Origin of the sequence: Asanoa siamensis (assembly GCF_016862555.1) — a bacterium.
Lineage (GTDB): Bacteria > Actinomycetota > Actinomycetes > Mycobacteriales > Micromonosporaceae > Asanoa > Asanoa siamensis.
Genome location: NZ_BONE01000020.1, coordinates 105,838 through 119,650, shown reverse-complemented (window position 1 = coordinate 119,650; position 13,813 = coordinate 105,838). Strand labels below are relative to the sequence as shown.

Below are 13,813 nucleotides of genomic sequence, written 5' to 3'. Positions count from 1 at the left end.
TACGCGCCATCGACGACTTTTGCGCCCTCGGCCGGCGCCTACGAGATCAATCTGAAAGCGGTGACTCTGAAGCCGGCCACGCCGCTGCGCGTTGTGTGAATTGCAGGCCCTGGCAGCAACTGAAGCGAACCGTATGAGCCCCTGCCCATGAGCGGTCCGGACGTGTTGGGGCTCCTGACCTTCCGCGACCCTGCTGAGACTCAGTCTGGGCATGAGAGGCGACTCTTGTGGCGGCTGGGCGCTGCTGGTGTTGACATGTCCGATCGGAATGCTGTTCCTGCGCCGACTCGCCCACCGGTCTCCACATTGCACCGTGTCGGCGTGGCAAGAGATGGCAGCGGTTCTCTTCTTTGTCGCGGTGCTCGGGATGTACCGAATGCGGCGCGGGCGACGAGCCCTCGGACCAGAAACCTGCCACCGCAAACACCCAACCCCGCTCAAGTTCGAAGAGCCCCCATGACGCAGGCGACGACAACGGCTAGTCGTTGTTCCCGGCCTAAGTGGAAATGATAAAGGGCTCCGTGCCCGCGGCTATGAGTTGGTTACGGTGAGCGGAGCTGCTCGCGGAGGCCTAAGACGCCGGAGACCCCAAGCGGTGGCGCGAACGTTGGCCGATCGAACGGATCGCCGAAGGCGGCCGCCGGCGACACCGAGACGATGGCTCGCCACTAACGATCGGATGACGGTGTTCGTCGACTACATCCAGCGCCAGAGGGTCGGGACGGGCAGGAACGCGCACATCGTCGGTCCAGGGTTCATGTCAAGGACGGGTGTGCGAGGCGACACACCCTCCACCCGAGTTGGCGTCGTGGTCGGGTGGCGTGTTCGATGGGTCGTATGGCATCGCGTACCGAGCTGGTCGAAGATCTGATGGGTCGTTTCCCGCACGTCCCGCGGGAAGCGGTCATCAAGGAGGACCTGCTCCGCGGTGGCATGGCGTTCGACGACTCGGCGCTGACCGACAACGAGGGCGGCGACGTCAAGCCGAAGTCGTACTTCATCTTCTCGTTCGACCACCGCACGCTGCCCGAGCTCGGCACCGCCGCGCTGCGCCGGCCGCCGGAGGAGATCGTGCTGACCGGCGGCCCGTACGACCTGCGCCGCACGGTCGTCTCGGTGCGGATCAACCCGAGCTCGCCGTACCGCGTGAAGACGTCCGACGACGGCCGGCTGCGGCTCCACCTCGACGACCGGCCGATCGCCGACGTCGGCCTGCCGCCGATGCCGGACTACTACCGGCACACGCTGGCCAACGGCAAATCGGTCATGGAGGTCGCGCCGACCATCCAGTGGGGCTACCTCATCTACCTGACGGCGTTTCGGGTATGTCAGTACTTCGGCGCCAAGGAGGAGTGCCAGTACTGCGACATCAACCACAACTGGCGCCAGCACAAGGCGGCGGGTCGCCCGTACACGGGGGTCAAGCCGGTCGACGAGATCCTGGAAGCGCTCGCCATCATCGACGCGCACGACACGGCGCGGACGTCGACGGCCTACACGTTGACCGGCGGCAGCATCACCTCGCACGTCGGCGGCAAGGCCGAGGCCGACTTCTACGGCCAGTACGCGCAGGCGATCGAGGAGCGTTTCCCGGGGCGCTGGATCGGCAAGGTGGTCGCCCAGGCGCTGCCGCGGGCCGACGTGCAGCGGTTCAAGGACTACGGCATCCAGATCTACCACCCCAACTACGAGGTGTGGGACAAGCGGCTGTTCGAGCTGTACTGCCCGGGCAAGGAGCGCTACGTCGGCCGCGAGGAGTGGCACCGCCGCATCCTCGACTCGGCCGAGGTGTTCGGGCCGCGTAACGTCATCCCGAACTTCGTGGCGGGAGTCGAGATGGCCGCCCCGGCGGGCTTCACCACGGTCGACGAGGCGATCGCCTCGACCGAGGAGGGCCTGACCTACTTCATGTCGCGCGGCATCACCCCGCGCTTCACGACCTGGTGCCCGGAGCCGACGACGCCGCTCGGCAAGGCCAACCCGGAGGGCGCGCCGCTCGAATACCACGTGCGGCTCCTGGAGACCTACCGCGCGGTGATGGAGGCGAACGGCCTTTCCAGCCCACCCGGGTACGGGCCGGCCGGCCCCGGGCGAGCGGTCTTCTCGGTGAGCTCCTTCATGGACTCGCTGCCCGCCGACGCGTAGGCGGGGACTGCCGCCCAGCGGTGTCCGAGTTCGTTCGAGGTTGTTCGAACATCTTGGATCGTCGATGAACTCTGGCCGAACATCGTTCGTGACGGCCACTGCGGTCGTCGTCGACGGAGGTGTGCGGATGAAGAAGTCGCGTTGGTTCGGGGGCGCGCTGCTCGCGATGGTGCTCACGGTCGCCGGGCTGGTGGCCGCTCCGGGTGCGGCGATGGCCGCGGACGAGATGCAGGCCTACTCGGCAGACGGCTACTACCAGGGCTACGGTTCGGCGTACTGGGCCAACGCCGGTCAGTACTCACCCTTCAGGGCCTGCGACAACGGCTCCGGCGACGGGCACCGGGCGGTCGGCTACATCTGGTGGCAGGGTGGCGGCCTGATCGAACGGCATGCCGCCGGCGGCAGCGGTACCTGCTCGGTATCGGTCAACGTCTTCATCCCCGAGGGCAGGTGGGTCTCGATGCAGGTCTGTGAACGCAATGGAGCGGGTGGCCAGGACGTGCGGTGCGGCACCATCGTCCAGGACATCGCCCTGAAGAACTGAGCGACGGCCGGCCGGGGGCGACTCCGGCCGGCTACCCTCGTGCGATGCCCGCGGTCGCCGACCATCCGATCGGTCCGCTCGATACCCGAACGGATCGACCCCCTGGCCCGCACCCCGCCGGACTCACCATCGAGTCGCGCACGCTCGACGTGCGCCAACGACCGCAACCGACCAGCGCGTGGCTGGTCTTCGCGAGCACCTGTATGACGAGGCCACATCACCCCGCCAGCGCCCCCTCGCGCACCTCCTCCGCGAAATGACACGCCACGGTGCGCTCCTTCGAATCGGACAGCGAACGCAGCACCGGTGTCTCGGACGCGCAGCGGTCCTGCTTGAAGCGGCAGCGCGTGTGGAAGCGGCACCCGCTCGGTGGGTCGCTCGGGCTCGGTGGGTCGCCGGCCAGCGTGATCCGGTTCGCCAACCGGCGCCGTGACCGGTCCACGACCGGTGACGCCGACAACAACGCCTGGGTGTACGGGTGTGCCGGCGAGTCGTACACGACGTCGGTGTCGCCGACCTCGCCCAGCCGACCCAGGTACATGACCGCCGTCCGGTCTGCCACGTGTCGTACCACCGACAGGTCGTGGGCGATGAACAGCAGCGCGATCCCCATCCGCTGTTGCAGGTCGCGCAGCAGGTTGACCACCTGCGCCTGCACCGACATGTCCAACGCGGACACCGGCTCGTCGCAGACCAGCACCCGCGGCTCCAGCGCCAGGGCGCGGGCGATCCCGATGCGCTGCCGCTGACCGCCCGAGAACTGGTGCGGGTAGCGGTGCATCAGCTCCGGCGCCAGGTTGACCAGACTCAACAGCTCGGCGACCCGGGAGCGGCGCTCGGCAGCTCCAGTAACCCGCTTGTGCACCACCAGCGGCTCACCGATCAGCTCCAGCACCGTCATCCGCGGGTCCAGCGACGTGTACGGATCCTGGAAGACCATCTGCACCTCGGCCCGCATCAGCCGGCGGTCCCGGCCGCGTACCTTGGTGACGTCCTTGCCGTTGATGACGATGCTGCCCGAGTCCGGGCTCTCCAGGCCGACGAGCATCCGGGCCAGCGTCGACTTGCCGCAGCCCGACTCGCCGACGATGCCCAGGGACTCGCCGGCGTGCAGCTGAAGGCTGACCCCGTCGACGGCGCTGACCCGCGCGCGGCGCAGCCCCGATCGTCCGGTGTGGAACGTCTTGTGCAGGTCGCGAGCGTCGAGCACCAGCTCAGACGGTGGCATGGCGAACCTCCTCGGATCGGTGACACGCGGCGGTCCGGGCGGTGGCGTCCTCGAGCGGCGTGAGCGCCGGCCGCGACGTCCGGCACAGATCGATGACGTACTCGCAGCGGGGGTGGAACGGGCAACCCGCCGGCTGGTTGGCCGGGCTCGGTGGGCTGCCGGAGATGGCGTGGAGCGTGGCGTCGCGCCGGTCCGCGCGGGGCACGGACCGCAGCAACGCCTCCGTGTACGGGTGTGCGGGCCGGCTGAGCAGGTCGTCGGCGCTGCCGGCCTCGACGACGCGGCCCGCGTACATGACCATGACCCGGTCCGCGACCTCGCTGACCACGCCGAGGTCGTGGGTGATCAGCAGGACGGCCATGTCGAGGTCGCGCCGCAGCGAGTCGAGCAGCTCGAGGATCTGCGCCTGGACGGTGACGTCGAGGGCGGTGGTCGGCTCGTCGGCGATGATCAGCTCGGGCCGCAGCGCGATCGCCATCGCGATCAGGATGCGCTGGCGCATGCCGCCCGAGAACTGGTGCGGGTAGTCCGAGACCCGCTTGTCCGGTGCCGGGATGCCCACCTGGGCGAGCAGGTCGACGGACGCCGCGCGGGCCTGCTTGCGGGACATGTCGCGATGCTCGCGGTAGAGCTCACCGAGCTGGTCGCCGATCGAGAGCACGGGGTTGAGCGCGGAGAGCGCGTCCTGGAAGACCATCGCCATCCGGGTGCCGCGGGTCCTGCGCCGGCCCTGCTCGGTGAGGCTCAGCAGGTCGGTGTCGCCGAGCCGCAGCGTGTCGGCGCCGACGGTGGCGTTGCGGTCCGAGAGCCCCATGATGGCGCGGGCCGCCGCCGACTTTCCGGAGCCGGACTCGCCGAGCAGCGCGACGAGCTCACCGCGGGCGACCTGGAGGTCGACGTCGACGACCGCGGGCACGGGGCCGCGGCGGGTCGCGAACGTGACCGAGAGGCCGCGTACCTCCAGCGCTCGTGACGTGGAGTCAGCCGATGCATGCATTGCGTGTTCTCCCCAGCAACGAATCGGACGTTCTTGCCCGTACTTCGCCATCCAAGCGTCGTTGACGCCCGTTCTTCTTTTGCATCTTGACTACGGCGCCGGATTTTTGCAACCCTCCCATGCATCGCCACGCATGCCAGCGACCCCGGCGGCACCCGGCGACGAAATCCGCACCACACGAAGGAGGGCTTCGATGCTGGAAAGCGCGAAGCGTTACACCGGCTACACGGCGTACGACTATCTCGAGCCGGGCAAGGACTTCAAGATCTTCGAGTACGCCGAGCAGATCAGCCGTGTTCCGGCGTACGCGGGGCTCGAGCTCTCCGACAGCCAGCGCGAGCGGGTCGTCAAGCTGCTCACCGACGAGATCGTCATCTCGCTGCACGACCACGTGCAGGTGTTCCCGAAGGACATGGGACAGCTGCGCGAGCACATCCGGCAGGGCCGCGAACCCACCGGCTACAAGGGCCTGGCCCGTTCCGGCATGACCGCGGTCTTCGACAACGGCATGGACGGCACGTGCTGCATCTCCAGCGACGCCGGCTGGAAGTACCAGGACGTGCTCTTCGACCTCGGTGTGCGGATGGCCGACATCGCGCACCAGGACTACGTCATCAAGGGCGAGACGCTCAAGGACATCTACCACGCGCACGAGACCGGCCGGATGGCCCACGTCTTCGCGCTCGAGGCGGCGACCCCGATCGAGAACGAGGTCGACCGGCTCGACGTGCTCTACGGCTTCGGCGTACGCCAGATCGGCATCGCCTACTCCGAGTCCAACTACCTCGGTAGCGGGCTCAAGGAGCGCGGCGACGGCGGCCTGACCTACTTCGGCGAGAAGGCCGTCGAGCGGATGAACAAGCTCGGCTTCGCCATCGACATCTCACACTCCGGCGACCGGACCGCGCTGGAGACCGTCCAGCACTCCACCAAGCCGGTCTTCATCACGCACTGCGGCTCACGCGAGGTCTGGCCGACCAACCGCATGAAGCCGGACGCCGTCATCAAGGCGTGTGCCGAGCGCGGCGGCGTGCTCGGCCTGGAGGCGGCACCCCACACGACCCTTTCGGCCGCGCACCCGCGGCACTCCCTCGAGTCGGTCATGGACCACTTCACGCACTGCGTGGACCTGATCGGCATCGACCACGTCACGTTCGGCCCCGACACCCTGTTCGGTGACCACGTGGGCCTGCACAAGGCATTCGCGAGCAATCTGTCCACGAAGGAGGCCCACGGTCGCGTGGACTTCCCGGAGGTGGAGTACGTCGACGGCCTGGAGAACCCGGCCGAGTGTTTCTACAACATCATCGGATGGCTGGTCAGCCACGACTACTCCGACGACGAGATCCGCAAGGTGGTCGGCGGCAACACCATCCGCGTCCTGGAGGAGGTCTGGGTCTAGATGCGCCTTCGTCACCCCCTGATCGCGGTCGCCGCCCTGGCGGCGACCGCGGTCCTGGGCGCCTGCAGCCCGAGCGCACCAACCGATAACAACGCCGGCGCGGCGAGCGACGCCACGCTCACCATCGCGACCACCACCGACGTGGTCAACTTCAATCCCCTGATCGGCAACAGCCGGACCGACAACTGGATCACCAGCCTGATGTACCCGCGGCTGCTGTCCATCTCGGCCGATGGCAAGAAGTCCCCGCTTCTCGCCAAGGACTACGGGTTCACCGACCCGATGACCGCCTTCTGGAACCTGCGCGACGACATGAAGTGGAGCGACGGCAAGCCGGTCACCGCCGACGACGTCGCGTTCACCATCAACTCGATCCTGCGCGACAAGCCGGCCGGCAACACGACCTACGGCCAATTGGTCAATGTGGACTCGGCCTCGGCACCGTCGCCGACCCGGGTCGAGCTCAAGCTCAAGAAGCCCGACTCGACGGTGGTGACCGAGGTCGGCTTCTGGATGAACGTGGTGCCGAAGCACGTCTTCGAGCCGTCGGGCAACGTGGCGAAGTTCGCCAACGACAAGGACTGGGTCAGCTCCGGCCCGTTCAAGCTCACCAACGTCGCGAAGGGACAGAGCTACACGCTCGAGCGGGTCACCCCGTACCCCTTCGCTCCGAACAACACGCCCGTCGTGAGCAAGATCGTCTACCGGGTGTACCCGGACATCAACACCGAGATCCTGGCGCTGAAGAACGGTGAGGTCGACCTCATCGCCAACGCGCTGCCGCCGGCCCAGGTCAAGAACCTGCAGTCGACGCCGGGCATCAAGGTGCAGGAGATCCCGGGCCTCGGGTACGCGCACATGACGTACAACATGAAGCACCCGGCGCTCGCGGACGTGAAGGTGCGGCAGGCGCTGGCGCACGCCGTCAACTACGAGGCGATCCGCTCGGTCGTGCTGCAGGGGCAGGCGGTCACGACCGGCTCGAGCCCGATTCCCCCGGTGCTGACCGAGTTCGCGGACCCGACCAGCAAGGAGTACGAGTTCGACGTCGAGAAGTCGAAGCAGTTGCTCACCGAGGCCGGTTACGGGCCGAGCAAGCCGTTGACGCTCACGATGATCTACTCGCTGCAGGACGCGGTGACCTCGCAGTGGGCCAACCTCGTCAAGGACGACGCGGCCAAGGCCGGCATCACCATCAACCTGCAGGGCATGGACCGCAACACCTATCTCGCGAAGACCGACGCGGGCGAGTACGACATCTACGCCGGCAACTTCGCGATCATGGACGACCCGACGACCAACATGGCGTTGACCTACCTGCCCGGTGGGGCCATCAACTACACGCTGGTCGACGACCCGGCGCTCAACTCACTGATCACCCAGGCGCAGGGTACGACCGACAAGGCCGCGCAGAAGCAGTTCGTGCAGCAGGCGGCCAAGCTGGTCCGGGACAACGTCTACGACAACGTCATGTACATGCAGAACCTCTACGTCGCGCACAGCGACAAGTGGAGCGGCTTCGTCGTCAAGCCCAGCGAGCTGCTGTCCGTCGTGGACCCCCAGTCGCTCGCGAACGCGAAGAAGAGCTGACGGAGAACTGACGATGACCCAGGTTGTTCGATTCACCGCACGCCGGCTCGGCAGGGCCCTGCTGACCGTCTGGTTCGCGGTAACAGTCACCTTCCTCCTCCTCCGGCTCCTGCCGGGCGACCCCGCGCTCGCGGTGGCCAGCCCGAACATGACGCCGGCGGCCCGGTTGGAGCTGTTGCGCCAGTACGGACTGGACCAGCCGCTGCTCGTCCAGTACGGCAAGTACCTGTGGGAGCTCGTGCAGGGCAACCTGGGCATCTCGTTCGCACGGCAGGTTCCGGTCAGCGAGGTGCTGATGGAGCGCCTGCCGTGGACCCTGCTGCTCACGTTCACCGCACTGCTGCTCACGGTCGCGGTCGGCATCCCGCTCGGGGTGCTGGCCGCGACCCGGCCCCGCGGCTTCCTCGACCGGTTCACCCAGGTGGGCGGCGTCATCGGGCAGTCGCTGTTCGTGCCGAGCGTCGGCATCTTCCTGCTGTTCTTCCTCGGCCTCAAGCTCCACCTGCTGCCGATCGGCGGCTCCTACTCACCGGGCGTGTACGGCGCGGCGTGGTACCTCGACGTCGCCAAGCACCTCGTCCTGCCGTGCGTCAGCCTGATGTTGGTGCAACTCGGCTCGTACGTGCTGACCCTGCGCTCCACGCTCATCGACGCGCTCGGTGAGGACTACTGCGTCCTCGCCCGCGCCAAGGGCATGCCCAACCGCAAGGTGGTCTGGAAGCACGCGTTGCGCAACGCGCTGCTGCCGACTACCACGCTGGTGGGCCTGCAACTCGGCTATCTCGTCGGCGGGGCCGTGCTGACGGAGACGGTCTTCGCCTATCCCGGCATCGGCCGCGGCATCTACGAGGCGGTCACGCAACTCGACTTCCCCGTGCTGCAGGGCGCGTTCGTGCTGCTCGCCGTCACGGTCGTGCTGGCCAACATGCTGACCGACCTGACGTACGGCGTGCTCGACCCGAGAGTGAGGACGGCATGACCACTACGGTCGCTGGACTCGACAGCGTCACCAACGACCAGGTCACCGCGGCCCGGGCCACCTGGTCGGCGTTCCGGCGCAACCCGCTGGGCATGATCTCCGTCGGCATCCTGGTGCTGCTGGTGGTCGTCGCCATCTGCGCGCCGCTGATCGCCACCTACCCCAGCGGGTACGGCGACCAGGTGCTCCAGGCGCCGTCGGGCGCGCACTGGTTCGGCACCGACAACCTCGGGCGCGACATCTTCGCCGAGGTGGTCTGGGGTGCCCGGCTGAGCATCGTCATCGCGGCGCTCTCGTCGGCGCTCGCGATCGCCATCGGCGTCGTGGTCGCCGTGCTCGGCGCCTATTTCCCCAAGGTGGACACGATCGTCGGCACCGTCGTCGACCTGTGCCTGTCGTTGCCCGTGCTCCCGCTGATGATCCTCGTCGCCGCGCTGGCCGGCCCCAGCCTGGTCACGCTCGTCCTGGTCATCGCGTTCTTCTCGTGGCCCGAGGTGACCCGGGTCGTCCGGTCGCAGGCGCTCTCGGTGGTCCGGCTGCCCTATATGGACGCCGCGAAGCTCACCGGGGGCTCCTCGGTCTGGATCATCCGCAAGCACCTGCTGCCCGCCGTCGCGCCGGTCATCGTCGTCTCGGTCGTGCTGACCGCGTCGCGGGCCGTGCTCTCCGCCGCCGGCCTGGCCTTCCTCGGCCTCGGCGACCCGACGAGCTGGTCGTGGGGCCGGATCCTCTACGAGGCCCAGCAGTCCGGCGCGATGCAGAGCGCGTGGTGGACCACGTTGTTCCCGTCGCTGGCGATGCTGTTCCTCGTCGTCTCGGCCACCCTGATCTCCATCGCGTACAACGACGCGCGCAACCCGCGCGCCCGGGAGGACTAGTCCATGCTGGACACGCAACGGTTGCCCGCTTCCTTCTACGAGACCCTGCAGCAGTCGCTCCGGGACGCGCTCGCCGCGGAAGGGCTCGACGCGGTGGTCGCCGACCACCACGACGACGTCGCCTACCTGACCGGGTTCTTCCACCACCCCAACGAGCGCCCGGCCGTCGTGTTCGTGCCGCAGGACGGGCCGACGCTGCTGCTCGTGCCGGAGTTGGAGCGGGAGTACGCGCAGGCCCAGCACGCGGCGGCGACCCTGGTCGCCTACCCGGAGTTCCCTGGCCTGCAGCCGCCGATGAGCTACCTGGGCGCGGCGGCACCGTCGTTCCGCGGGCGGATCGGCCACTCGGGCGGGCTCAGCGTCGAGCGGCTCGACCAGATCCGCGCGGCGTTCCCGGAGGCGACGCTGGTGCGGTCCGAGGTGGTCATGCACTCGCGGTACGTCAAGCGGCCGGAGGAGGTCGCCCTGCACCAGGAGGCGGCCCGGATCACCGACATCATGCTGGTCGCCGGCCGCGCCCTCGTGGAGGAGGCGATCGCCGCCGGCGGTGAGCTGCCCAGCGAGGCCGAACTGGCCGCGCACATCACCACCGTCGGCACGTCCACGATGTACGCATCGCATGCCGAGGTCGTGGTGGTGTCGTTCCTCGCGGGCGGTCTGGTCTATTCCGGGGCCAACAGCGCCCGCCCGCACGCCCTGCCGTCGGGTCACCGGCTGCGGCCGGGGGAGACGTTCATGCTCTCGCTCGGCTGCGCGGTCGGCGGCCGGTTCGTCGAGGGGGAGCGGACGTTCATCCTGGGCGAGCCGTCCGCGGACCAGCGCCGCTACTACGAGGTGGTGCGGCAGGCACAGCAGGTCGGCGGTGAGGCCCTGCGGCCCGGCCTGCCGTGCGCGGAGGCCAACCGGATCTGCCTGGACGTCGTCCGCGACGCCGGGCTCGCCCACTACCTGCGGCACCGGCAGGGGCACGGCATCGGCGTCGGCATGCACGAGGCGCCGTGGCTCTCCGACGGCGACGACACGCCGCTCGCGGCGGGCATGGTCGTCTCGAACGAGCCCGGCATCTACATCCCCGGGCACGCCGGCTACCGCATCTCCGACTCGATGCTGATCACGGAGGACGGCGCGCGCCCCTTCACCGCGTACCCCCGTGGTCTCGACGACATCGTCATCCCGCTCTGAACCCCGCTCCATCCAGGAAGGACACCGCCCATGCGGCTGAGAATCAACGACAACGACCTGGAGGTCGAGGTCTTCGGCGCTGACGACGCGCCCGTGCTGATCGCCCACCACGGCGCGCCGGGCCTCGGCTCCCGGGCCGAACCGCGGGCCACGTTCGCGCCGTTCGCCGACACGTTCCGCGTCATCGTCTTCGACGCGCGCGGCTCCGGCGTCAGCGAGGGCAACCCGCCGTTCAGCCACGAGCAGTGGGTGGCCGACGTGGACGGTCTGCGGGAATGGGCCGGTGTCGAGTCGTTCGTGATGGCTGGCGGCTCCTACGGCGGGTTCATCTCGATGGAGTACGCGATCCGGCACCCGTCGCGCGTGCGGGCGCTCGTCCTTCGGGACACCTCGGCGGACCACGAGAACGACAAGGCCGCGCGGGAGAACGCGCTGTCGTCCACGCGGGTGACGATCGACGTGCCGAAGTTCGACCGGATCAACGACGGGACCGTCTGGGACGACGACGACCTGCGCGACTGCTGGCGCGAGATCCTGCCGCTCTACGACCACGTCTACGACCCGGCCAAGGTGATCGAGAAGGTCGAGGCGACGCCGTACCGGTACCAGACCCACAACTACGCCTTCTCGGTTAACATCCCCAACTACGACATCAAGGACCAGCTTCACAAGATCACTTGTCCGACGCTGGTGACTGTCGGCCGCGACGACTGGATCACGCCCGTGGCGAGCAGCGAGATCATCGCATCGATGATCCCGAACGCTAGGCTGGTGGTGTTCGAGAAGTCCGGTCACTCCCCACAGGTCGAGGAGGCGGAGCTGTGGCGACAGACCGTACGCGCGTTCTTGAACGAGGTCGGTGCGGATGACCGCTAGCGGCCACCTCGACGATCTCGACCGTCGCATCGTCGCCGCGCTGCAGAGCGACGGCCGCGCCAGCTGGACGGAGATCGCGGAGCTGTCCGGCAGCTCCGTGGCGACCGTCGCGCGGCGCGGCCAGTCGCTGCTGCGCGACGGGATCGTCCGCGTCGCCGCCGTGCCGCGCAACAACCATCCGGGGCCGGCGGACCTGTTCGTCCTGCGCATCACCTGCGCACCGGGCACCCAGTTCAACGTGCTGGCCGAGCTGGTCAAATATCCCGACCTGCGGTTCCTCGGCCTGGTGACCGGCCCGTACGACATCCTCGCGGAGCTGAGCCTGCGCCGCGAGGACTCGCTGCTGGCCCGCATCGTGGAGCAGATCCTCGAGATCGACGGCGTCCAGCGCTGCGACACCGACCTGACGCTGCACGTCTACAAGGTGGCCAGCGACTGGGCGCGCCAGCTGCTCACCGACCAGCCGCCGGAGACGGTGGCCGAGGCGCACCAGTGCGACCCGAGCCACCTGGACGAGTTCGACCACCGCATCGTCGAGCTGATGCGCGAGGACGGCCGGGCCAGCTTCCGCACGGTGGCGGCCGCGGTGGGGCTCAACGAGAGCACGGTCCGCCGCCGCTTCGAAACGCTGCTCGGCAACGGCTGTATACAAGTGACAACCCTCGTCCCGGCGGCGGCGATGGGCTTCGAGTCCGAGGTGATCCTCAACATCACGGTCGCGCCGCCGTTCCTGGAATCGGTCGCCCGCACCCTGTCGGGCTATCGAGGCGTCCGCTACGTGGCGGCGCTGCTGAGCCAGAACGCCCTGATGTGCGAACTGATCCTGCCGACGACGGAAGACCTGTTCGCGTTCACCACCAACACCCTGGGCCGCCTGGAAGGGGTCCAAGGCTGGACAGCCAGCGTGGTCCTCCTGGTCCTACGCCGAGGCTTCGTCGAAACCCCCTGGTGGCGCGACAGTCTCTCGCGTTCCTAGGCCTGTTGGTACGCGGCCGTGTGGGCTTTGGTGAAGGCGTCCAGGGCTGACTTCTCGCCTGCCCAACCCCAGGGGAGGCCGGAGATGTACGGGCCGATCGCCGCGATCACCGCTCGGTTGTCCGCGTGGCGCTGTGCTTTGTAGAGCGCGTACGACAGGTAGTTGAGCTGGACGTACCAACCGTCCCGGCGGGTCGGGCGGGTGAACCACCTGTGCAGCGCCGCGTCGATCTCGGCCTGGACCTGTGGGTTGCGCCGCCAGTAGCGGCGGACGAGCACCGTGCTCAGCAGCGACTTCTGCGCCGTCGTCCTGTACGACGCCCACTCCGCGCCCGCGATCAGTGGTAGCACCAGCAGCGGCGAGCCGTCCGGTGCCGCCGCCGCGGCCGTGCGGGCGAACGCGAACATCTTCTGGTGCGAGCCGTGCCACTTGCGGCAGAGGTACATGAGCTTGAGGCTGTGTCCCTCGACGTGCCCCGGATCCCGCGCGACGAGCTCCGCCCAGCAGCGCTCCATCTCGTCGTGCTTGGCCTTCTGCGCGGTCCCGAGCAGGATCCGGTGCGCCCAGGGCAGCGGGTCCGCGGGCGCCAGTGCGACGGCCCGCTCGTAGACCGGCACCGCTAGCGCGAGCAGGCGGTGGAACTCCGCCCACTGCTTCTTGCTCACTGACGACGCCCAGCCGCCGCCGCGTACCTCCCAGGCTCGGGTGATCAGCGACCGGCCGCGGACCAGGAGCGCGTCGGCGTTGTCGGGCTCGGCCCGGGCCCAGGCGTCGACCCAGGTCGCGTCCTCGACCGGCCGGCCCGGCGCGGTGGGCCCGAGCGCCGACTCGGCGAAGACCCCGACGTAGCGGGAGCGGCGGTCGTCGTCGCCGGCGGCCGACGCGAGCAGGTCGCGGGCCATCCGCCAGTCGCCACCGTAGGCGAGCGTGTCGTGCGCCCTGCGGAGCGCGGCGTCGTCCTCGGCCGGATGCGGGTCGCACGGAATGGGGGCCACGGCGTCGGACCCTACCAACGG

The 13,813-nt window shown here is 68.7% G+C and carries 12 protein-coding genes; 9 read left to right on the top strand and 3 right to left on the bottom strand.

What is annotated here, in order from left to right:
* The first annotated feature begins 837 nt into the window (after positions 1-837).
* Entirely contained in the window at positions 838-2,145 is a 1,308-nt protein-coding gene (locus Asi02nite_RS14770; RefSeq protein WP_203713348.1) for a radical SAM protein, read from the top strand.
* A gap of 127 nt (positions 2,146-2,272) precedes the next feature.
* Positions 2,273-2,689 carry a hypothetical protein gene (locus Asi02nite_RS14765; protein ID WP_203713347.1) on the top strand — a complete coding sequence of 139 codons (417 nt, stop codon included), beginning with the start codon at positions 2,273-2,275 and terminating at the stop codon, positions 2,687-2,689.
* Positions 2,690-2,906: 217 nt separating this feature from the next.
* Here Asi02nite_RS14765 and Asi02nite_RS14760 read toward each other — a convergent pair whose 3' ends face one another.
* Together Asi02nite_RS14760 and Asi02nite_RS14755 are read right to left on the bottom strand one after the other, a co-directional pair.
* Positions 2,907-3,917, bottom strand: a complete 1,011-nt coding sequence (locus Asi02nite_RS14760) for an ABC transporter ATP-binding protein (RefSeq protein ID WP_203713346.1) — start codon at positions 3,915-3,917, stop codon at positions 2,907-2,909.
* Positions 3,904-4,914: an ABC transporter ATP-binding protein gene (locus Asi02nite_RS14755; protein WP_203713345.1), complete on the bottom strand. Its 1,011-nt coding sequence runs from the start codon at positions 4,912-4,914 to the stop codon at positions 3,904-3,906. Before Asi02nite_RS14755 ends, Asi02nite_RS14760 begins: the two co-directional genes overlap by 14 nt.
* 193 nt (positions 4,915-5,107) lie before the next feature.
* On the opposite strand from Asi02nite_RS14755, the gene Asi02nite_RS14750 reads away from it, so the two are divergent.
* From Asi02nite_RS14750 to Asi02nite_RS14720, 7 genes are read left to right on the top strand one after another with little or no spacing between them, the layout of a single operon-like run.
* Complete coding sequence (locus Asi02nite_RS14750; protein WP_203713343.1) at positions 5,108-6,316, top strand: dipeptidase; 1,209 nt, start codon at positions 5,108-5,110, stop codon at positions 6,314-6,316.
* The gene (locus tag Asi02nite_RS14745) at positions 6,317-7,906 is read left to right on the top strand and encodes an ABC transporter substrate-binding protein (protein ID WP_203713341.1); all 1,590 of its coding nucleotides are present in this window, start codon (positions 6,317-6,319) and stop codon (positions 7,904-7,906) included.
* A gap of 13 nt (positions 7,907-7,919) precedes the next feature.
* Complete coding sequence (locus Asi02nite_RS14740; RefSeq protein ID WP_203713339.1) at positions 7,920-8,885, top strand: ABC transporter permease; 966 nt, start codon at positions 7,920-7,922, stop codon at positions 8,883-8,885.
* Positions 8,882-9,763 (top strand): ABC transporter permease, encoded by an 882-nt coding sequence (locus Asi02nite_RS14735; protein ID WP_203713338.1) that lies wholly within the window; start codon positions 8,882-8,884, stop codon positions 9,761-9,763. The genes Asi02nite_RS14740 and Asi02nite_RS14735 overlap by 4 nt, the downstream gene beginning before the upstream one ends.
* A gap of 3 nt (positions 9,764-9,766) precedes the next feature.
* A complete protein-coding gene (locus Asi02nite_RS14730) occupies positions 9,767-10,945 on the top strand; it encodes a M24 family metallopeptidase (protein ID WP_203713336.1) in 1,179 nt (392 codons plus the stop codon).
* A 30-nt stretch (positions 10,946-10,975) separates the two neighbouring features.
* On the top strand, positions 10,976-11,821 hold the full coding sequence (locus Asi02nite_RS14725) for an alpha/beta fold hydrolase (RefSeq protein ID WP_239126722.1): 846 nt from the start codon (positions 10,976-10,978) through the stop codon (positions 11,819-11,821).
* The gene (locus Asi02nite_RS14720; protein ID WP_203713335.1) at positions 11,811-12,797 is read left to right on the top strand and encodes an Lrp/AsnC family transcriptional regulator; all 987 of its coding nucleotides are present in this window, start codon (positions 11,811-11,813) and stop codon (positions 12,795-12,797) included. The genes Asi02nite_RS14725 and Asi02nite_RS14720 overlap by 11 nt, the downstream gene beginning before the upstream one ends.
* Here Asi02nite_RS14720 and Asi02nite_RS14715 read toward each other — a convergent pair.
* Entirely contained in the window at positions 12,794-13,792 is a 999-nt protein-coding gene (locus Asi02nite_RS14715; RefSeq protein WP_203713334.1) for a tetratricopeptide repeat protein, read from the bottom strand. The genes Asi02nite_RS14720 and Asi02nite_RS14715 overlap by 4 nt on opposite strands.
* Positions 13,793-13,813: the final 21 nt, after the last annotated feature.